This window comes from Sphingomonas sp. 28-62-20 (genome assembly GCF_002281505.1).
In genome coordinates this window covers 100,505-119,837 of the sequence record NZ_NCGH01000003.1, presented here as the reverse complement: position 1 = coordinate 119,837, position 19,333 = coordinate 100,505, and the positions used below count along the sequence as shown (strand labels likewise).

Sequence of the window (19,333 nt, the reverse complement as noted above, 5' to 3'; positions counted from 1 at the left end):
AATTCCTTCGTGAAACTAGATTTTAGGTAATTTCGGACGCGTCTGAGGCGAGGAATGCCCGATAAAAGCAAACCGAAGCCGCGCCTATGGCGCCGGCATAGGGGCCCAATGTCGAGGCAACGAGACGCGGATAAGGAAGCACACGGCTGGGGGCAAAAGCGGCGTCGCCATCGATCGCGGCAGCCAATGCTTCGGTGATCTTCGGCGGCAAGCGACCGCCGACAATGACGAGCGCCGGATCCATTACCCGGCTCGTGACATGGACCGCGAGCCGCAATTGCTCGCCTGCCCGTACCAGCCAACGTCGGAGTGGCGGGCATTCCTGCGGTTCGATCGAATCGAGTGCGTCGAAATCGTCGATGGCGACGCCCTCTGCGCGCAGCGTTTCGAAAAGATCCTGGCCGGACGGGCGCGGTTCGCTGTTGGGATACATCACGCCGATCGTGCCGGAATTGCCCCGCGCGCCGCGCCAGGGCCGGCCATCGATGATCAGCCCTGCGCCGACACCGTGGCCGATGTGGAGGAACAAAAAGGAATTAACCTTTCGCCCGATGCCATGGACGCGTTCCCCCAACGCCGCGCTGGTACCGTCATTTTCAACGCATACCGGAACCGGCATCGCGACCCGAAAAATGGCCGACAAGTCGCGGCCGCGCAGCTCAGGAAAGGCTGCATGCGCGTGCAGGAAATGGGGCGTTTCAAGGAAGTCGCCGGGCAGCGAGAAACCGGCCCCGATTACCTTTTCCAGCGCCACGCCCGTGCTGACCAACTGTTCCTGGAGCGTCTCTGCGGCAATTTCCGCGATCCGCTCCGGACTTGCGCGGTCGAGCCTTCGACGCTCGGTGGCCACGGGCTCACCGGCCAAATTGACCAAGGCGAGGTCGATATAGCTATGGGAGAAATTGACGCCAAATGCATAGGCGCCGTCAGGCTTTAGCTCGAGCGGCCGCGTTGGCTGACCGCGCGCACCTTCGCGGCGAACCGAGTCGGATACGAATCCTCGCTGCTGGAGTTCGCGCGCCAAGCGGGTGACCGAGGCATCTGCCAGCCCGGTTTGTTCCGCAATGTCGGAGCGCGGCACTGGGCCGTTGCGCCATACTGCGCCAAGCACCCGGCGCTCGCTTTGCGACAGGAGTGGCAGGAGTTCGGCTGCATCGCCCATTACTGATTCCGGCGCATCATAAAGTTCCACTAAAAAATATCTCCCGATCGCTCCTTCATGGATACTCTGCGTAAAAGCACGCAAATGTGACAGTTTCAACCAAAAGCCGTGCGGCACGGGTGAAAACTAAAATTCCGTTATGAAATTAAAGAGTCATATTCCTCCACTAGCTCTCGTCATCACAAACAAGGGGATCAGGGAACCGATTCGAAGCTGAACCGCGCCGGGTTTGCCGGAGGGTGTTTGGTTCGAGCCACGCGGTGATCGCCGCATTGTTGATCATGGGATTGCAGGGGAGCAGACAATGACAATCAAGTATTTAGCCGGATTCGGCCTGATTGCAGCGATGACAACGCCGGCGTTTGCGCAACAAGCGTCGCAAAATACGGCTAGCTCAGCGGACGACGAGTCGATCGTCGTTACAGGCCATCGATCAATCTCCAAGTCACCCAGCGAATTGAAGCGCGATGCCCCCCAAATCGTCGATAGTTTGACGCAGACGCAAATCGAAACGCTCCCTGACCGATCGCTTTCCGACGTGGTTGAGCGGATCGCCGGGGTGAACGCTGTTCGCGGGTTCGGCAGCTCGCAGGGCCGCACGGTTACGGTGCGCGGGTTTGACGCGCGGTACAACTCGATGGAGGTTGACGGTAACCTTATCTGGAACTCGTCGCGCAACAATCGCGGCACACAGCTCGATGTTTTCCCATCTGCGGTCGTTAGCCAGATCGATGTGTTCAAAACCGTCACGCCAGAAATTGATCCTAATTCAATTGGCGCGCATTTGTCGCTGCGCACCTTGCGCGCCTTCGACGGCGGCACACAGGCGTTCACGAAAGTAACTGCGGCATACGGGCTTTGGGACCAGCGAGACTTGCCGGCGGGAAGTCGTCCGACGTTTCGCGGCGACTTCGTCCATAAATTTACCTTTGGTCCGGAGCATCAGTTTGGCATCGTGGTCGGCGCCGAATATCAGCAATTGGCTTGGTATGATCGAGATAATGAAAATACCGCCTTTTCGCAGATCAACGGTGTCGACGTTCCAAATGGTAACGTTTTTCGGGGGATTTTTCAGCAAGATCAAAAGCGGACCGCGTTGTTTGCCAAAGTTGAAACTCGCTCGCCTGATAAATATTATGGCTTCTTATCCGCCAGTTATTTTAACGACAGTCTGTTCGACACGTTCAATCGTGGCGGCCCTTTGCTCTCCGCAACATCGGTCACCGGCGCAGGCGTCGGCACTGGAAACTTCACCAGAGGGACGGCCGAGACGTTTTTCGTCGAATATCGCCTGCGTCGCCAGACGCTGCTGATCGGCAGCGGCCTCGATTTCCGCGTTGCCGACAATGCCGCGCTGAATTTTCGCGCGGGCTACACGCGCTATTCGAACGACGAGTCACTTTGGACCTCGGCGCGTTTCCGTGCGGCCAATCTGTCCGGCAGCTACAACGTCAACGGCCCGGTGTCGTCGGTCAACTATGACGGCGCATCGGCGGCGCTGGTCGCTGATCCCGCCAACTGGATCTACCAGACCGGCACTGCCGCCGCGAATCAGCAAATCCCGCACCGGGATAATGTCTTCAATGTGAACAGCGACTTTAACTGGAACGGCCAGCCTGGGGCACGTGGGTTCGGTTTGATCGTCGGCGGCTCGTGGCGACGCCTGGACCGCAACTTCGATCAGACCATCTTCAATTACACGGTGCCGAATGGGACGGTGCTGCGCCTCTCACAATATCTCGATCAGAGCGTCGGCACGCAGACGGTCGCTGGGCTCGGCCCAGTTTTCATTAATCGCCCAGGACTGATTAACTATCTGGTCGCCAACGCCACGGCGACGACCAACCTTTCGCCGACGGTTGACTATCTGCTGACCGAGGATGCAGCGGCGGGCCATGGCTCGCTGCTCTTCAGGGGTAAGCGTTTCGAGCTTCGCGCCGGTTTCCGCGTGGAAAAGACCTCGTTCGTCGATACGACTGGCAATGTTATTTCTGGGGTGAATCTCCCTGACATTCGACGATTCAGCTATACGAATTTCCTGCCCAACGTGCAGGCGGCTTATGAACCGGTCGCGGGTGTCAAATTGCGAGCAGCTTTCACCCGCACGATTGCGCGGCCCGATTTTGCCGACTTCGCGAATGGCCTGACGACCTCCGTCAACACGCAGGGCGTGCGCGTGGAAAGCGGCGCCAATCCCTTCTTGCTCCCGCGGATTGCCGACGGTTATGATCTGAGCGCCGAATATTATTTTCGCGGTGGTTATTTGTCGCTCGGACTGTTCAAAAAGAACCTGCGCAACGAAACCTTCCGACAAGTCACCAATTTCACCGACACCGCCGGTAATCTGACCCTTATCAGGACCGTGGTACTTAATTCGAGCGTTTCGGACTTGCGCGGCATCGAGGCCAACGTTGTCATCGACCGTTTCGAAGGGTTGCCGGGGTTCCTCGCAAATTTCGGAGTGAACGCGAACGCAACTGTGCTCGACGGACGATGGAATGTAGTTTTCACCGACGGATCCCGGCGCACCATTAATGGACTGCGCAATCAGCCAAAGTGGCTCGGGAACCTGATCGTGACCTATAATCAGGGGCCCTTCTCGGCCAATGTTGCGTGGCGCCTGCAGGGCAGGACGTTCACCGGAACCTTCGGCGCGACGGCGGCCGCCGACATTTACACCAATGACTATAATAGGCTCGATGCACAAATTGGCTATAAGATCACGCCGAATATCAAGCTCTTTGCCGAAGCGAGAAATCTGACAAAAACGTTTTTCATCGAGCAGATTGGCATCAACGCCGATTCCACCAACACCGCGATCAATTCTGGTGCAACCTATTGGATCGGCGCGCAGGCAAAGTTCTGACGCCACGAGCTCGACAGATTCCCGATCTTTGTCGTTCGACGGTCAACCAAGTAGATACTATCGGCGTAGATGTCTGAACAGCGCTGCGTGAGCTCCACCCGGTTTCGTGGACACCGAGATACGGCGTTCTTGGAACCAGAGGGTGATGATGCAACGACTTAAGGTCAGCCGGGAGTTCAGGCTCGACGCGCTGAAGCTGGAATTGGAGCGGGGTGTTTCAGCCGCGCAGGCAGCGCGCGATCTCGCCGTGCTGCCTGCGTGGATACGCGAAGCGGAGGGTGATCCGGGATAGGCCTTTCCCGGCCATGTCAACGTGCGGCCAGAGCAGTTTGAGAATGAGCGGCTGCGCCGCGAGCTGGCGCGGATGAAGGCGGAGCGCGACACCCTAAAAGAGCGGCGGCCTGCTTCGAGAAGGACTCGATATCGGGTTCGCCTTCAACGCGAAGTGCCGAGGGATTCGGAGCAGTAGGCAATGATCCGGGGGATTATTGTCCAGAGCAATGCCCGAAAACTGGTGCCCGCAAAACCAGGTCGGACCCAACATCGCCCGACCACCAAAATTGCCGTCGGAACTGCGGCATGAATGTGCTGACTTTGATGAACGAGCGACCGAAGTCGGGAGCTGCGGGGAGGGCAATGGGTGACCGACTTTGGGTCGACCTTAGACTCACCGATTTCGCCCCTTGTCACGCGGCGGGCGATCCGGCGGCGCGACCTCGGGCTTTGGCAACGCCCGCTTCATGCTCTCGGCATGGCGAGCGGCAAATACTTCGGGCGTGGCGTTCAGCTTTTCGTGCTTGTCGAGAAAACTGCGCACGTCTCCCGCCAGCTTGCGATCGTCAATATTGCCCGTCGCGTCGAGCGCATCGGCAGTTTGCCGATAAGCCACGCGGATTTCGCCCCAACGCCGCGTCCCCGCCGAAATGAATTCGGGCAATGTCTGCTGGCCGCGTGCGACCGCAACAGCCTGCTCATTCGTGCGCCGGTCGGAATCGGATATCTGACGACTGCCCTCGCTGCGGAAGCGCGCGCGCAGCTTGACGAGCGCGATGCTCGATCCGGCAACGCCCTTGCCCCGCGATCGGCGCGGTGTGGCTTCGGCCGCGACGCCGCGCGCGCGCAACTCTTCGGCGAAGCGCTCGCGGAACCGATTGAGCTGGACCGGGCGCGGATTGAAGCGGGTCCGGTCGAGCCCCTCGGCCTGCACCGACAAGTGGACATGCGGGCGCGGGGTGTCGTTGTGCAGCGCCATGACGTAATCGTGATTATCGCTAAGTTCGGCATGGGCCAGCGCACGAACGGCGCTCAACACCTTGTCGGGATCGGCGCCCTCGGGCATCGAGAAGACCATCGACACCGATGACACCGTAGCCCGCGACCGCCATTGCAACGTGTCGCTCCACTCCTCGGCACGCTCGGCGATGTCCTCCTTGCTGGTTAGGATTTCGCCGTCGCGGGTCTCGATATCGATATCGCCCTTGCGTCCGATGTAATCGAGATGCGCTTTCACATGGCCGCAGCCCTTCTGGCGACCCGTCACTTTCACCACCACCTCGGGCGCGCCACGCACGACCCGTGCAAGCTTGGCGCGCGCGCTCTTCGCGTCGGCAATCCCGAAACTGGCATAAAGCGGCGCGCGCGGCACCGCATCGGGATCATGGATATAGCGGACACGAAACGCCGGCCGCGTCGCTTCCCACAAGGCCGTTTCAAGGCTCATCAGTCTGCAACCGCCCAATAGGCGGTATCGCCACGCATCGCGTCACCGACTGCTGCGACCTGCTCGGATACCTCCATCCGCATGTCCGCGATACGCCGCAGCTCGCCGCCAATCTGCTTGTCGCCGTCGGGCAACATGCTCGCGTTCGCGGCCTTCATTGCCTGGTTGAGATTGCGGCCGATCCGCAGCAACTGCATTCGGATGGGCGCGAGCTCGGCGATAAGGCCATCGTCGACCCGCGATTTCAAACCGAGATGTCGCCGGACCAGCGCCTTGATCCAGCCCGCGCGATCGGTCGATCGCTCTGATGCGCGGTGTTCAAGCACGGCGTTTTCGACATCGGTGAATCGCACCGACACGCGATTTGTCGCGGTGGTTTCGCGCCGCTCGATGCGCGGCGCGTCGGCGTTCGCTTGCGCGGTCTGCTCGATCAACTGCCTTAAGACCGCACTCCGACCGCCCCGACCTTCGGCAAATACATCGAATGCCGCGAGCGTTTCGGCATCGATCCTTGCCGTCAGCATCGTCATCCGGGGACCGGTTCGACTGAGGGGGTTTGTGGTCATGTCATTCGTTTTCCCATGGGCACCATTGAAACGTAATACAAAACACGCCGTATAGCTTATCCTGCCATTACACAAACCCTACCTAACAAGCCAAAGTGAAAAGGACGAAGACGGAAATTGCGAAACTTAAATTATCCACCGCTTTCGAAATATCGGAGCCAAAAAAACAGAACGAATCCGTTCCCGATATTTGCGATCAAGCGTCCGATGCGCCAAAAAAACTTGTAACGATACCGATACAATCAAAACCGAACAACACCGCTATCATGGACTTCGATGCTTCATCGCTTGAACGACATTGCCAAATCCTTCCGCCCCCGAAACAAAAACAAGCACACCGAACGCCAGCCGATGGAGCCTCCATCGACCGACCTGCAAAGAACCGGTACCGACTTTCAGACAGACCAACAAAAAGAAGCGGGGCGGCAAAGCCGCCCCGCTGGCTGATCAGTCCTGCCTCTCATCATCGGCGGGGCCGCCGTCCTTCTTCGCCAGGATCGCGATCCCGTCGGCGATCAGATCGACATCGTAGTGCGTGGTGCCGCCCGCCTCGTAGCTGTTCTGGCGAACGCGCCCGGTGATGTGCACCAGGTCGCCCTTGCTTGCGGTCAGCCGCTTGGCGAGCTTGTCAAACAGCGTGACACTGTTCCAGTGGGCGTCGGTCTTCCAGTCGTCGCCGTCCTTGCGGTTGTAGTTCGAGGCCACCGATAGATAAGTGACCTTCTCCTTGACCTCGATCTTGCCGATGCGGCCGATGATCCGAAATTCTGCGATGTTCTGCATGGGTCTTACTCCGTCTTGGATTGCAGGGTGATTTCCTGACGGTCTTCAAGGGGGCCGAGAAGGAGCCGCGATCCAGCCAAAAAACGGAGGCTCCGCGCCGGTGAAACACGGCGGGGAAACCGTAGGACGCCCCGCCCGCCTTGGCGGGCATCTTGGGGCGTCCGGTTTTTTGCTTGATCGTATTAGGTGACGCGCGCGGCCACGAAACCGGCAAACAAGGAAATCGCCCTGCCAACCCTGGACACGAAGAAGACATGCTGAACCTTCGCGCGATTGGTTCTGGCCGCATCGACATCGTGGTCTGCAAAGTCACACCACGGGCCAGTTCAACCGTTCCATGCGGCTTCGCTGGGCCGCTCTCGCTGGAACAGACTGGCTGTCCACCAGCACGCTCGATCGGGGTAAAAGGCCACGAACGCCGAACCTTCACCGCGATCCGCCGCAACAATGGCAGCGGCATTTTCAGGACGGTGATCGGTCGAGCCTGCGGGTTGGGTTCGCGACGAAGACGGATCGACGATCAGAGCGGGACCTGGAGCCCAGCGGCAAGCTGCGCCAACCGCTCCGGGAGACGACCAAGAATCTCGCGCTGCCGTTCGGCAGTCGCGCCGCCCCACTCGCCGATCTCGGCGACGGTGCGACCGCAACCTTTGCTAAACCCTACGCGCGCATTGAGCACGCAGACCGCCACACAGGGCGATTGAGGAGTCTCGATCATGCCCCTTTCTAAACGCGCAGCGGCTGGCCTGCCTATCCTTCGCGCGGATCGGCACGGCAGCTATAAGCTGCCGTGCCGATTTCAGTCCGGTCGGAACGAGCGGCCTGCGCCCGTCCAGCAGGGACGGGCCGCGCGAACACTTAATCAACGAAACGAGGGCGGGCCGTTCGGCCCGCCCTCCCGACCCTCAAGCCGCTTCTTCCTCCTCAAGCTCTGTGCCTTCGCCGTCGTCGCCTTCCTCATCGCCGTCGGTACGCTCTTGCGCGACCTCGGCGGACGGCTCCGTGATCACAAGCGCGGGTGGCAGCCACCCCTTCCCCGCCATCCGCTCGGCAGCGGCGGCGGCAAGTTCGCCCTTCTTCATCTTGGCGCAATTATCGGCGGCGGGCTTGCCGAGCACCTCGGTCATAATCTTGGCGATCACAGGCTTTTTGAGCCGGTCATAAAAGGCGACCGGCGCTTGCCACTTGGCGACCATATCGACGCCAGAGGCAAAGGCGATCTGGTCGAACCTTTGGTGGCGACGATCCCGTCGCATCCCCGACGACTGCCCGCCGTTGATCTGGCGCGCGACAAGCAACGCCAGCAAACGACCCTTGGCCTCGGCGTCCATCGCCTGAATGGCCGCGAACCGGTTGACCTCGGGCAAGGCAGCGAAGTCGCTGCCGCCGATCTCATCGACCGATGCGATCTCGGCCATTGTCATCATGTCATCGGGAACTGCGAAATTAAACCCTTCGAGCCGAAGCGACAGCGGCGAATAATAGGACGGCTCGTTGTGGATGCCCTGCCCGACAAGGCAATCGAGCAAGATGTCGAGCGCAAGCGCGGGGTTGGTCGCAACCGCCTCCTGCACCGCCAGCGTCTTGATCTTAGAAAGCGTCTCGATCATCGCCCCTGAATAATCGGGCTTGATGGCCGGTGCATCGTCGCTGCCGCCCTTGGCAATCCGCTTGGTGCGGATGGCCTTCGCCTCGACCTCGCCGCCATTGCCGACGAACAGCATCATGGCGCTTTCGGCCTTCTGCGCGTCGGTGAAAACGCGCAGGCGGTTTTCGAGGATGCGAGCGTCACGTTCGAAGCCGCTGAACACCCTGTCGCTCCACTGGTTGCCCTTGCCCAGTTCGGCTGCCCGCGCGTCGGCGGCGTCCTGAATGCGGGCGCGCTCGGCCTGTTCGGCTTCGGTCGGCTCGCGCTTCCCCTCGGCGTGGACAGTTACAAGGGTATAATAGTCGTCGGGGCGTTGCAGCGATGCCCGAACATCGCTCCATCCTTCCGCACGGTAGCCCGCTTCTATCTCGGCCATCTTGGCGGTTGCCAGCGTCTCGACCAAAGCGGGGTCGTCGGCGTAACCGTCGCCTCCTTCCGCAAACAGGTCGGCGGTGATCGTCCCGCCCGCCGCGACATAGGCTTCATGCCCGACAAACAGGAACAGCGCGCTGGTCGTGCCGACCTTCTCTTCGGTCAGCATCCGCCGGATTTGATGACCACTGTTGCCGAACCGCTTCAAGGCCTCCAGCTGGCGGTCGTGATCGGCGGTCAGGGTCAATACCTGTGCCGCCTCCATGCCGATCTGATCGCGCGCCAGACAGGCAAGCGCATCGGGGTGCAGCGCCGACAAACGCAGCACCTTCCTGACGTAGGACAGCGCCACGCCGAACCGCGCCGCAATATCCTCGGGCGACCTGCCCGCAGCGCGAAGATCGCCATAAGCGATCACCGCATCGGCAACGTGCATATCCTCACGGCTTACATTCTCGGCCAAGGACAGTTCGACCGCCTCGGCCTTGTCGCGCACGTCCACGCTGACCGGATGGCTGGACGGTATCGCCTTCGCCTTCTCAAGCTGCTTGAACGCTCGGTAGCGTCGGCCTCCGGCAGCAACCTCGAAGCGATTGCCTTCGGCGTAAACGACAAGGTTCTGCAACTGGCCGTGCGCCAGCATATCGGCGGCAAGCTGGTCGATGGCCTTGGGCTTCACGCGCCGCACGTTCAACGGCGACAGGCGAAGCTGCGAGAGTTTGACGGTCTGGAGTGTCATGGCGAAATCCTTGGTTGGACGGCTGGTGATTGGGTGATTGATTGATTTTTGGGGTGTCAGAACATTTCGAGCTGGTTTCGCATCGGGTCCCAAAACCCGATATCGAGCGGGCGCTGTTCACGGCGGGGCTGCATCGGCTGCTCGACAAGCCAACCAAGCCGTTCGCCCACGCTGACGGGCGCAACACCCGCCATCATGATCTGATCGGGGTCGGGCGCTGCGACGGTGGGCAAGGCTTTGCGTTTCACGGGCGTCGCTCCGTTCAATATTCATCGGAAAGCATGATGGTCAGGACGCGCCGCGTGATCGCGGGATTTGCCGCGTCCTCGCTGGCGAACCGCATGGCACGGTCGTAATAATCGAGTTTCCAGAACACCCGTTCGCGCTCGTCATCGCGCGACTGCGGACGCTCGGTCGTCCAGCGACCGCAAACAAGCTGGTAGATCGTCCCGAAATCCCGCTCGCCGTGCGGGTCGTTGTCGTCGTCGAAGGTGTCGAAAGTCTCGATCAACTCGCGGACAGATGATTGATCGGCTTCGGGCAGCGACCGAAACCCGACTGTGGCAACGGCGGTGCAAGCAACCCCCATCGCTTGCCGTGCCTGATCGTTCAAACGGGCAATGCGCGCCGTCTGCTCGCGGGTTGTGCAAAGGGCGGCGCTCACTGCACCCGCCCCTGTCCAAGATGGGCGCGGCGCGCGTGGCACTCTTCGCAAATCAGGACAAGCGCCCCGAAATCCTCGCGCTCGCCAAGCCGGTCGGCGATCTTGCGAACACACTCCAGCGGCAAGCCGTTCTCGTTGGCGATGTCGCGCAAATAATCGTCACGGGATTCTGCGCCACAAGCGCGATACCCCAACAGCAAATCGGTCATCTGAAACCTTCCTTCCTTCGGCAGAAAGCCGCACTGGCTGCGACATGCGGCCTGCCTTCCGGCGAGGATCGGAGGGGGAGGGAAAGCTGAATCGACGCCCTGGCGCGGGCCAGCGGGCGCGCAGCGACCGCCACTCGGGGGCGGCTATTCTGCTTTGGGAACGAGAGGGCAAAGCCCTTGGTGTTCCCACCCAATCGGCAAAACGGAGCCGTCAGGCTCCCCCGCTCACAGGCAACGAAGCCGACAGGCGTCGCAGCCGCTACGCGGCGCCAACAACGGCACCCTTGCACGGTGCGACGCCGACGGACGGCCTGCGGCGGCAAGCAAGTCCCTGCCGGTCGTTGCGCGAGAGCGCAGCCCCGACAAAGGGACGCAGCGCAGACCGACCGCGGGCGACCGACAAGGAGAGAGGCAAGAGCGCCAGCGGGTCAGCTCAAAGACGCCGCACCCTCAAGGAGCGCAGCGGGAAAGAGTGCGACCTTAGAAAGCCCCGCTCATTTGCCCGGCCCATCGGGCCCCCTGCCCCTCGCGCCAGCGATCGTCACCGGCAGGCCGAGACGCCAAAGGCCGCTCGGTGGAGCAAGCCCGCGCAGACGGGCTTGCGGAATAGAGCGCGGTGCGGGCTTGCCCGCAGGCGTCGAAAAGCATTTTCAGTGAGCAACAATGGACGTTGGAAGCGAGCGCCAACGAACGATGCAACCAAATTTCAACTCGTTTCGTTTATTTCGATTGTTGCATTTATTGCGATTATCGCATATATGCCCGCCAGATATAGAAGGAGCAAAAACATGGCTTCGTTAGCTGTAAATTTTGAAGAGCTGCACGAACCCAGTACCGAAGATATCGCCGCAGCGAGTACCGCAGCGCGGGCTATGTCGCGGCTGGATCGCGGCAGCCCATCGGTCAGTTTTGTGCCACAACCTGTTGATGGCGACATAGTGAATGTCGAGCCGATCAGCTTGCCGATGAGCATTTTCCGGATGATCGTGACCATGCTGGTCGAGATGGGCAACGGCAACGCCGTTGCTATCGTGCCGGTGAATGCCGAACTGACGACGCAGCAGGCCGCAGACCTTCTGAACGTTTCGCGTCCGTATCTGGTCAAGCTGCTCGAACAGAATGCGATCGGTTACAGAATGGTCGGTACTCACCGGAAACTCAAAGCCCGAGAGGTGCTGAACTACCGCACGAAAACGGCTTTCGCGCGGAGCGAGAGCCTCAAGAAAATGGTCGCGTTGGACGAAGAGCTTGGGCTCTATGACGACGAAATCGTCGGCTCGAAGGACTGATCGATGCTCGTCGGGCGATACTCAGCGATGCTTGACGCCAATGTGTTGCACCCCGCGTTTTTGCGGGGTGCAATGCTCTGGTTCGCGTCGGAGCGCCTGTTTCGCCCGGTATGGTCAGCGGACATTCTGATAGAATGGCGACGCAGTGTGCAGCGTCGGCATCCGGATATGATCGACGAAAAGCTCGACCAGCTTGAAGCGATCATGCGTGAGCAGTTCCCCGATGCAATCGTCGAGGGGTATGGCCCGATTGCGTCGATCCTCGATCTGCCCGATCCCGGCGATCGCCACGTGCTTGCAGCCGCCATCGTCGGCAAATGCCACGGTATCATCACGGCAAATCTAAAGCATTTTCCGACCGAGAAGGTTGCACCCTATCAGCTCGAAGTCGTCCATCCAGACGATTTCATCGTGAACATCATCGATATCGATCGGACGAAGGCGCTGACCGCGTGTCGCCATCACCGTGCGGCGATGACGGTCTCGAAACCGACCCAGGATCAATATCTCGAACGTTTCAAATCGGCAGGCCTAGTTCAGGCCCATGCCCGGCTCAGCGAAAAAAAGGAGCTGCTTTAGAAAAAATGGGACGCGGCCTAGCCGCGCCCCAAAAATTTCCCTGTGCATCTCGCGGCCCGTGTACGGGAAAGCGATCCACCAGAGACTAGCTCCGTGCCCATAGCACGGCTTTGTATGGACGCAACGTTAAGGGCCGCTTCCTCGGGGCATCAACACGCCCCAAAATGACGAAGTGGAATACGATAATGTCGAAAGAAAAAGTGCCGACGCAAGTGTCGCATCGCAGCTCGAAGGATGGTCAGTTCGTAACCGAGCGTTACGCCAAGGCCCATCCGGCTACGACCGAACGCGAGCGGATCAAGCACCCGAAGTAACCTTCACGGTCGGCGATCATAACGGTTGCCGACCGTTTTTCTGTTCCCTGGTGGGTAGGCCCGAAGTCAGCGGCTTCGGTAATGCATAGGCCTGCCCGGACACCAGATTCCGATAACCCAAACGCTAGGCAGCATAGCGGCCGTCCGCCAGCCGGCGTGCTTGGCCACCCGCAAACAATGTCATGATGAGTGTGATTGTGAGGCGATGGCCTGAATGTTGGACGTTGCCGACAGTCAGGTTTTGGTGCGCAATTGCCACACCCAGCCGTTCGTTCAGCCATCAGCGTATAGCGCTTTGACCCAGTTGTGGACGTTGGAGCAATTCTGAGGCCTTCCCGAAACTGGACGTCCGTTCATTACGACCTAAGGGGGCAACTAGTCGTACCATTGTCCGACGTTCGCGGCTGGGAATATCCATTCTGAAGCTCGGCCTTCCGGTTTCACGTCCTTTCGATACCGCCGCGACCTTCGGGTGTTAGGACCGCGGAATCGAAGATGACGTGCTCTTCGACGGCCATTCCGTCCTTCAGGCGAAAACGGTCTACGCCGCGATAGGTACGACGTTCTCCCTGGATCTTAGCCGAGGCTTCCCAAGCGATGTAGAGCAGCTCGCCATTACCAGCGCAGTCCATTGGTGTGACCTCTAACGCTTCAAGATTGGCGAGCGCCTCGCCCATCCACTTTGCGTAGTCGCGGCCCGACATGTGGCCGGCACCGGTAAAGTGGATAGCGGCGTCGGGTGAGATAATTTCGAGGACGCGTTCAACCAAGCGACGGGCGCAGCGCAGCCGGGCGTCCATGATCAAAAACGACAGCTTAGTCCGGCCTGTTGGCCGCCCCTGCCAAGGCCTCGGGGCGTACGGCGTTCGGCTGAGCGAGGCGGTTGCTGCGACTCACAAAGCTGATCTGTAAGTCGAAATTGTTCGGCGTGAACGTGTGATAGCTCTTGTAAGGGGCGACATGAATTTCATCGGGCGTCGACGTATCCACGCGGACAAACAGCTTCCGGGTCTCGAGCGCCGCCCTCACTGCATCGGTATCCCATGGCGCTATGCCGAAGGAGATATGGTCGAGCTGAGCCGCCCTTTGCGCGTTGCGGTCAAAACCGGGGTCGAACTGATTGCCGCCGCGCACGATGATGTCGCCGATATCGCCGATCTTGAGCTCGATTTGGCTTCCCTCATCGTACACGGGCTTCCAGCCCAGCAGATTGGCATAAAACGACGCAGTCTCCTTGTAGTTGGTCACCCGGAAGGAAAGGTGATCGAGCCAGACCGTCTTCCATCTGGTGGCCTCAAACGGTGCAGGCGCTTCAAGCGCGGCAAGCGGCCTGGCACGACGCCCAGACGCAATGCCCTTGTCGTTGCAGATCTGGACGTTCCACCCGTCCGGGTCTTTGAAATGAAAGCTCTCAAACCCGCTGCGGCCATCCTCGCGCACGGGATTCAGCCCGCGCACCTGCAAAGCCGCCTCCACCCGTCGAGCGTCCCATGGCTCGATCACAAAGCAAAAGCCCTTGACCGCCGCCCGCCGACTATTGGGCGCTGATTTGAGCACAACCGACCCCCATGACCCGATGTCGAGAATAGCCTGTGCGCCATCATCGCTTCGCAGCGTCCACCCCATCAGGGCGACGTAAAATGCTGCTTCGCGCCGGTAATCAGGCACATCGAACGTGATGTGATCGAGCGCGACCGTTTGCCAACCCGTTCGAGGAAAGATCGCAGGGATCGACGCCGTCGCACGGTCCACTGGCAGGGGACAAGCCTTGGTCTCATAGCCCTTTTGGCACATGCCCTGCGCGAGGGCCGATCGCGACATCCAGCCCCCAAGAAGCGCCAGCGCTCCCGAATAAATCAGGCCTCGACGCGAGGCGACCATCTGCGGTGAAGCTGCCGCCCGCGGATCGATAGTCATGTGAGGCCCCCCATGAACAGAACGAACACCAAGACTTGCCACTCCAAATGGTGCGTGGCCAGCCCGATATGATGTGAGGCATCTCTCCCAGGCGGCCATGATCTTTGCCCGCCCACCGCGCAAGATTCAGCGCGGTGGCAAGACCCAGAGTTGGACGTTCAGCGCCCATCCCTGCGTCCTCAACTCCGGTCGCTCGTTCAGGCGATCCCTCCGGTTGTCCAAACAGCCCTCCTCGGTTCCTTGCTCGCGGCTGATTGTCGGGTGGATCGACGGGCTCGAATATCCACCGGATCGCGTGCGCATTGTAATCGCCTGTTCCTGCTTGCAAAAAGACTTCCCCAATCCATCCGGCTCCTGAAGCGGGCGGAACTATCCTCACCAGCAAGGGTTCACGTTGCGACCCTTCGCAGATCGCAATTTGCGGTCCGGCGGCTGTTGAGGTCGTGCCGCAACCAGCGTGAGGTCGACCCCAAATCCTGACACCGACAGAGCGAACTGGAGCGCCCCATGCAGCGGTTAAAGATCCTGATGGCGGGGGGAGCACCGCGGCGATCTAGGCCGGCGCGGCCTCGATTGGGCCCGCATTATTGTTCCTTTGCTTGAAATTTGTGCTAATCGATCATCATGCCGCTTGCCGCATCGCGCTCACGTCGCCGCTTGGCCCCTAAAGAGCGCAAAGCGCTCATCCTTGACCACACGGCCGCCATGATCGCCCGCGAAGGTGTTGCGCAGCTTTCAGTCGAGCGCATCGGAAAGGAAGCGGGGATCAGCAAGTCGCTGGTCTATGCCTATTTTCCCAATCTCACGGAGCTGTTGCGCGAGCTTTATCAGCGCGAGATGAAGCGCTTTCGGCGCCTGCAGGCGGAAGCCGCTGCAACGGCCACCACATTCGAGGAGCTCGTGCGGTCGATTACGCATGTTTATCTGACTTATATGCACGAGCGAGGCCTGCTCATCGAAAGGCTGCAGTCGGAACCCAGCGTGTCTCAGGCGCATGACCCAACCGAATTCAGCCGCGACCGCGCGGTGGATTATCTTACCGAGATTGTCATTCATCACTTCGATCTGCCACGAGATATCGCGCGGGCCGCGACCGACATCTCGTTCGGCTTGCCGGCATCGGCCGGGGCCTATCTCCAGCGGGGCAACCTTGACCTCAAGACGCTCGAGGACCTGACAGTCACCATGATCATCGGCACGATCGTCCATGTCAAAGATGAATATGTTGTCCGCCGCCAGCCGCTCCGCGCGCCGACGAGCTAGCGCAGCATAGACCTGTCGCCTGACACGACGCTGCTTGATTCCCCTGCCATAGGATCAATTCGCCAGGTGCGACAAGGTGACGCGCTGCTGCGACGTCATTGTTGACCATTCATACAATAAATGCCATCCTCCCAATTCAATCAGTGGCAAATCGGCATCGCGTTTCACCGAGTTGCAGCATGGCCCTGCCAGAAAAACCAAGTCGAAGAGGAACGAACGTTGTTTGACTTGTCAAAGCATGTCGCACTGGTCACTGGGGGCAATGCAGGGCTCGGCCTCGGCATGGCGCGGGGCTTGGCGAAGGCCGGCGCCAGCATCGCCATCTGGGGCCGTAATGCGGAGCGAAACGCCGAGGCGCGGGCAGAGCTGGAGAGAATGGGCGTCCTCGCCGCGGCGTTTGAGTGTGACGTGACCGATCCTGCAGCCGTCGATCGGGCGATGGCGGCGACGCTCGAAACGTTCGGGCGCCTCGACAGTTGCTTTGCCAATGCCGGGGGTTCCGGCGCGCGCGGCCCGCTGCTTGCGCTCCCCCCCGAGGCATGGGAGCAGACCATGCACCTCAATTTCCACAGCGTCGTCAGCACTTTTCGTGTGGCAGCCGCGCAATTCGTCGCGCAAGGCACCGGGGGCCGCTTAGTCGTCACATCGTCGATCGCAGCACTCCTTGGCATTCCGGGTGGTGGTGGTTATTCGGCGAGCAAGGCTGCCGTCACCGGCTTGGTGCGTGCGCTGGCGATCGAGCTCGGCGCCGCGGGCATCACCGTCAACGCGATCCTGCCGGGGTTCATCGAAACCGAGATGTCACTCGATACGCCGCAGGCGTTCCGCGATGCACCTCTGCGTCGCACCCCCTCCGGGCAGATCGGCACGCTAGCGGACGTCGAGGGGATAGCTGTGTTCCTTGCCTCCCAGGAATCGCGCCTGATGACCGGGCAATCGTTGGTGCTCGATGGTGCGCATACGATTTTCCCTTTGTAGAATGTGCAGCGCTGGCCAATCTGGATCGCCCCTTCCTGCCATGGTGGGGTCAAGGGCGCAGACGATCTGACCGCAAGAAATGTCGCTCAATCGGAACGCATCCGCATGCCGACCCCGACCATCGCCGATCTGCCGCATCGCCGCCGCAACCTGCTGACCGGCGAATGGCTACTGGTGTCGCCGCATCGCGCCAAACGGCCGTGGCGAGGCGAAGCCTCACCCAGGACGGCCATTGTCATGCTGTCGCACGACCCGGGCTGCCATCTCTGCCCCGGCAACGCGCGCGCGACCGGCGAAATCAATCCGGCCTATCCCGATACCTTCATCTTCCCGAACGATTTCGCGGCGCTCCTCGCGACGGGAAGCGACGTGGACTTGTCGACCGACAGTATTTTCGAAATCGCCGCCGTCCGGGGCGAAGCGCATGTCATCTGCTACGCGCCCGATCACGGCACGACGCTCGCGCGCATGCCGACGACAGATGTGGGGCGCGTGATCGATCGCTGGTGCAAGCTTTCCGTCGAGCTGGGTGCTCGCTGGGCGCATGTCCAGCTTTTCGAAAACAAGGGCGCGATGATGGGCGCGTCCAGCCCGCACCCCCATGGTCAGGCTTGGGCCAGTGATTTCATCCCCGAGGTCGTCGCCAGCGAAGACGCGTCCCAACGCCGCTGGCTCGGCGAACGCGGGACGGTGCTGCTTGACGATGTCGTCGCGGCCGAGGTGACGGCGGGCGAACGGCTGGTCGAGAGCAATGATCATTGGGTTGCGCTGGTCCCGCACTGGGCCGCATGGCCGTTCGAGACACTGCTGGTGGCACGTGGCGATGCGGCGCGGCTTGAGGATCTCGGAGGTGCCGCGCGCGCCGCGCTCGCCGACATTCTGTCGCGCCTGTTGCGGCGCTACGATGGCTTGTTCGACTGCGATTTTCCCTATTCGATGGGCTGGCACGGTGCACCGCACGCGCTGGGCGACGATACCGCGCACTGGCGGCTGCACGCGCATTTCTTTCCGCCGCTGCTACGCTCCGCCACCGTGCGCAAGCACATGGTCGGCTTCGAGCTGCTTGCCGAGACGCAGCGCGACCTGACGCCCGAAAGCGCCGCAGCCCGGTTGCGTGCGGTCGAACCAAAGTGACGCCCGGTGCACGTGCCGCAGCCGGCTTTGCCCGCCATTTCGGCGGCGCGCCCGATGGCGTCAGCTTTGCCCCGGGGCGCGTCAACCTGATCGGCGAGCATATCGACTATAATGACGGTCTCGTCCTGCCGATGCCGATCGCCGCTGGAACGGCTGTTGCGTGGCGAGCGCAGCGTGGCGAAGAGATTGCCGCTGTCGCGCTCGATATTGGCGAGACGCATGATCACGTCGCGCTCGGGTCGGTCGAGCCGACGACGCCGGTCGGCTGGCGGACCTACCTGCGCGGGATGGCCGCCGAAATGCGCGCGGCGGGTTTGCCGGTGGGCGGCGCGCGACTGGCGATCAGCGGATCGATCACGCGCGGGACAGGGCTCTCATCTTCGGCGTCGCTGTGCGTCGCGATCGGTCGCGCACTCGCGGCGGCGGCAGGTGGTGATGTTCCCGCGCCACACGCGCTGGCGCTTGCCGCGCAAGCCGCCGAACGTCGCTGGGCTGGCGTCAATTGCGGGATCATGGACCAAATGGCAATTGCGGCGGGCAAACCGGGTAGCGCCCTGCTGCTCGATTGCCGGAGCCTCGATCACCGGATCGTGCCACTGCCGTCCGACTGGTCCGTGATGATCGCCCAGTCGGGCGTGGTACGCGGTCTGGTCGATGGCCAGTACAACCAACGCCGCCGGGATTGTGAAGCGGCCGCCACCATCCTTGGGGTTGCGTCCCTGCGCGATACGAATCTTGCAAGCGTGGAGGCCACCGATCTCGACCCGACGGTCCGTCGACGAGCGCGGCACGTTGTGGGCGAGATCGCGCGGACGCGGGCAGCAGTCGCAGCGATCGAGCAACACGACCTCGCTCGGCTGGGAGTACTGATCCGGCAGAGTCACGCGTCGTTGCGCGATCTGTTCGACGTCAGTACGCCTGCGGTCGACGCGCTAGCCGATTGCCTCAATGCGGCGATTGGCGGCGAGGGTGGCGCACGCATAACTGGGGGCGGCTTCGGTGGCGCGGTCGTGGCCTTGTTGCCGACGGAAGCCGTGCCCGCAGTGCGTCGCGCCGTACAGGACGGCTACCAAACGCCCGCCGGCACCGCGCCTGACATAATCGTCGAGACAGTATCTTCCACCAGTTGA

General features: G+C 61.1%; 20 protein-coding genes and 1 pseudogene. 10 read left to right on the top strand and 11 right to left on the bottom strand.

The annotated features are described in order from the left end of the window. Window positions 1-22: 22 nt before the first annotated feature. On the bottom strand, window positions 23-1,162 hold the full coding sequence (locus B7Y43_RS03875) for an ROK family transcriptional regulator (protein ID WP_374130301.1): 1,140 nt from the start codon (window positions 1,160-1,162) through the stop codon (window positions 23-25). Window positions 1,163-1,391: 229 nt separating this feature from the next. Here B7Y43_RS03875 and B7Y43_RS03870 point away from each other — a divergent pair, with 229 nt between their 5' ends. After that, a complete protein-coding gene (locus B7Y43_RS03870; protein ID WP_374130300.1) occupies window positions 1,392-4,028 on the top strand; it encodes a TonB-dependent receptor in 2,637 nt (878 codons plus the stop codon). Window positions 4,029-4,176: 148 nt separating this feature from the next. Beyond that, a pseudogene (locus B7Y43_RS03865) lies at window positions 4,177-4,486 on the top strand (transposase); the annotation flags it as partial. Between the two features lie 209 nt (window positions 4,487-4,695). Here B7Y43_RS03865 and B7Y43_RS03860 read toward each other — a convergent pair. Then, on the bottom strand, window positions 4,696-5,748 hold the full coding sequence (locus B7Y43_RS03860; protein WP_374130299.1) for a relaxase/mobilization nuclease domain-containing protein: 1,053 nt from the start codon (window positions 5,746-5,748) through the stop codon (window positions 4,696-4,698). Beyond that, window positions 5,748-6,314, bottom strand: coding sequence for a hypothetical protein (locus tag B7Y43_RS03855; RefSeq protein WP_374130298.1), 567 nt, complete (start codon window positions 6,312-6,314; stop codon window positions 5,748-5,750). Before B7Y43_RS03855 ends, B7Y43_RS03860 begins: the two co-directional genes overlap by 1 nt. Window positions 6,315-6,602: 288 nt before the next feature. On the opposite strand from B7Y43_RS03855, the gene B7Y43_RS03850 reads away from it, so the two are divergent. Continuing rightward, window positions 6,603-6,761, top strand: a complete 159-nt coding sequence (locus B7Y43_RS03850; protein WP_374130297.1) for a hypothetical protein — start codon at window positions 6,603-6,605, stop codon at window positions 6,759-6,761. Here B7Y43_RS03850 and B7Y43_RS03845 read toward each other — a convergent pair whose 3' ends face one another. From B7Y43_RS03845 to B7Y43_RS03820, 6 genes are all read right to left on the bottom strand, one after another. After that, window positions 6,762-7,097 carry a single-stranded DNA-binding protein gene (locus B7Y43_RS03845; RefSeq protein WP_374130296.1) on the bottom strand — a complete coding sequence of 112 codons (336 nt, stop codon included), beginning with the start codon at window positions 7,095-7,097 and terminating at the stop codon, window positions 6,762-6,764. A gap of 520 nt (window positions 7,098-7,617) precedes the next feature. Further along, window positions 7,618-7,815: a DUF1289 domain-containing protein gene (locus B7Y43_RS03840; RefSeq protein ID WP_374130295.1), complete on the bottom strand. Its 198-nt coding sequence runs from the start codon at window positions 7,813-7,815 to the stop codon at window positions 7,618-7,620. Window positions 7,816-8,002: 187 nt separating this feature from the next. Then, complete coding sequence (locus B7Y43_RS03835) at window positions 8,003-9,856, bottom strand: ParB/RepB/Spo0J family partition protein (protein ID WP_374130294.1); 1,854 nt, start codon at window positions 9,854-9,856, stop codon at window positions 8,003-8,005. 56 nt (window positions 9,857-9,912) lie between these two features. Continuing rightward, window positions 9,913-10,104 carry a hypothetical protein gene (locus B7Y43_RS03830; protein ID WP_374130293.1) on the bottom strand — a complete coding sequence of 64 codons (192 nt, stop codon included), beginning with the start codon at window positions 10,102-10,104 and terminating at the stop codon, window positions 9,913-9,915. A gap of 14 nt (window positions 10,105-10,118) precedes the next feature. Next, a complete protein-coding gene (locus B7Y43_RS03825; RefSeq protein WP_374130292.1) occupies window positions 10,119-10,520 on the bottom strand; it encodes a DUF3768 domain-containing protein in 402 nt (133 codons plus the stop codon). Further along, entirely contained in the window at window positions 10,517-10,729 is a 213-nt protein-coding gene (locus B7Y43_RS03820; protein WP_374130291.1) for a hypothetical protein, read from the bottom strand. The genes B7Y43_RS03825 and B7Y43_RS03820 overlap by 4 nt, the downstream gene beginning before the upstream one ends. 788 nt (window positions 10,730-11,517) lie before the next feature. Between B7Y43_RS03820 and B7Y43_RS03815 the strand changes: the two genes are divergently transcribed. The 3 genes from B7Y43_RS03815 to B7Y43_RS03805 all read left to right on the top strand — a co-directional run bounded on the left by B7Y43_RS03815 (window position 11,518) and on the right by B7Y43_RS03805 (window position 12,911). Then, complete coding sequence (locus tag B7Y43_RS03815) at window positions 11,518-12,018, top strand: excisionase family DNA-binding protein (RefSeq protein WP_374130290.1); 501 nt, start codon at window positions 11,518-11,520, stop codon at window positions 12,016-12,018. A 3-nt stretch (window positions 12,019-12,021) separates the two neighbouring features. Then, window positions 12,022-12,597: a PIN domain-containing protein gene (locus B7Y43_RS03810; RefSeq protein WP_374130289.1), complete on the top strand. Its 576-nt coding sequence runs from the start codon at window positions 12,022-12,024 to the stop codon at window positions 12,595-12,597. A gap of 185 nt (window positions 12,598-12,782) precedes the next feature. Then, window positions 12,783-12,911, top strand: coding sequence for a hypothetical protein (locus tag B7Y43_RS03805; RefSeq protein WP_374130288.1), 129 nt, complete (start codon window positions 12,783-12,785; stop codon window positions 12,909-12,911). Between the two features lie 440 nt (window positions 12,912-13,351). Here B7Y43_RS03805 and B7Y43_RS03800 read toward each other — a convergent pair whose 3' ends face one another. Beyond that, complete coding sequence (locus B7Y43_RS03800; RefSeq protein WP_374130338.1) at window positions 13,352-13,711, bottom strand: nuclear transport factor 2 family protein; 360 nt, start codon at window positions 13,709-13,711, stop codon at window positions 13,352-13,354. Between the two features lie 16 nt (window positions 13,712-13,727). Beyond that, complete coding sequence (locus tag B7Y43_RS03795) at window positions 13,728-14,927, bottom strand: VOC family protein (RefSeq protein ID WP_374130287.1); 1,200 nt, start codon at window positions 14,925-14,927, stop codon at window positions 13,728-13,730. Between the two features lie 525 nt (window positions 14,928-15,452). Between B7Y43_RS03795 and B7Y43_RS03790 the strand changes: the two genes are divergently transcribed. The 4 genes from B7Y43_RS03790 to galK all read left to right on the top strand — a co-directional run bounded on the left by B7Y43_RS03790 (window position 15,453) and on the right by galK (window position 19,333). Next, window positions 15,453-16,091, top strand: a complete 639-nt coding sequence (locus tag B7Y43_RS03790) for a TetR/AcrR family transcriptional regulator (RefSeq protein ID WP_374130286.1) — start codon at window positions 15,453-15,455, stop codon at window positions 16,089-16,091. 219 nt (window positions 16,092-16,310) lie between these two features. Beyond that, window positions 16,311-17,069 carry an SDR family NAD(P)-dependent oxidoreductase gene (locus B7Y43_RS03785; RefSeq protein ID WP_374130285.1) on the top strand — a complete coding sequence of 253 codons (759 nt, stop codon included), beginning with the start codon at window positions 16,311-16,313 and terminating at the stop codon, window positions 17,067-17,069. Window positions 17,070-17,174: 105 nt separating this feature from the next. After that, window positions 17,175-18,203, top strand: coding sequence for a UDP-glucose--hexose-1-phosphate uridylyltransferase (locus B7Y43_RS03780; RefSeq protein ID WP_374130284.1), 1,029 nt, complete (start codon window positions 17,175-17,177; stop codon window positions 18,201-18,203). Next, entirely contained in the window at window positions 18,200-19,333 is a 1,134-nt protein-coding gene (galK, locus tag B7Y43_RS03775) for a galactokinase (RefSeq protein ID WP_374130283.1), read from the top strand. The genes B7Y43_RS03780 and galK overlap by 4 nt, the downstream gene beginning before the upstream one ends.

Coding starts and splice junctions, on each gene's coding strand:
- B7Y43_RS03875 (WP_374130301.1), bottom strand. CDS start 1,162: ATGGGCGATGCAGCCGAACTCCTGCCACTCCTGTCGCAAAGCGAGCGC.
- B7Y43_RS03860 (WP_374130299.1), bottom strand. CDS start 5,748: ATGAGCCTTGAAACGGCCTTGTGGGAAGCGACGCGGCCGGCGTTTCGT.
- B7Y43_RS03855 (WP_374130298.1), bottom strand. CDS start 6,314: ATGACCACAAACCCCCTCAGTCGAACCGGTCCCCGGATGACGATGCTG.
- B7Y43_RS03845 (WP_374130296.1), bottom strand. CDS start 7,097: ATGCAGAACATCGCAGAATTTCGGATCATCGGCCGCATCGGCAAGATC.
- B7Y43_RS03840 (WP_374130295.1), bottom strand. CDS start 7,815: ATGATCGAGACTCCTCAATCGCCCTGTGTGGCGGTCTGCGTGCTCAAT.
- B7Y43_RS03835 (WP_374130294.1), bottom strand. CDS start 9,856: ATGACACTCCAGACCGTCAAACTCTCGCAGCTTCGCCTGTCGCCGTTG.
- B7Y43_RS03820 (WP_374130291.1), bottom strand. CDS start 10,729: ATGACCGATTTGCTGTTGGGGTATCGCGCTTGTGGCGCAGAATCCCGT.
- B7Y43_RS03815 (WP_374130290.1), top strand. CDS start 11,518: ATGGCTTCGTTAGCTGTAAATTTTGAAGAGCTGCACGAACCCAGTACC.
- B7Y43_RS03810 (WP_374130289.1), top strand. CDS start 12,022: ATGCTCGTCGGGCGATACTCAGCGATGCTTGACGCCAATGTGTTGCAC.
- B7Y43_RS03805 (WP_374130288.1), top strand. CDS start 12,783: ATGTCGAAAGAAAAAGTGCCGACGCAAGTGTCGCATCGCAGCTCGAAG.
- B7Y43_RS03800 (WP_374130338.1), bottom strand. CDS start 13,711: ATGGACGCCCGGCTGCGCTGCGCCCGTCGCTTGGTTGAACGCGTCCTC.
- B7Y43_RS03795 (WP_374130287.1), bottom strand. CDS start 14,927: ATGGCCGCCTGGGAGAGATGCCTCACATCATATCGGGCTGGCCACGCA.
- B7Y43_RS03790 (WP_374130286.1), top strand. CDS start 15,453: ATGCCGCTTGCCGCATCGCGCTCACGTCGCCGCTTGGCCCCTAAAGAG.
- B7Y43_RS03780 (WP_374130284.1), top strand. CDS start 17,175: ATGCCGACCCCGACCATCGCCGATCTGCCGCATCGCCGCCGCAACCTG.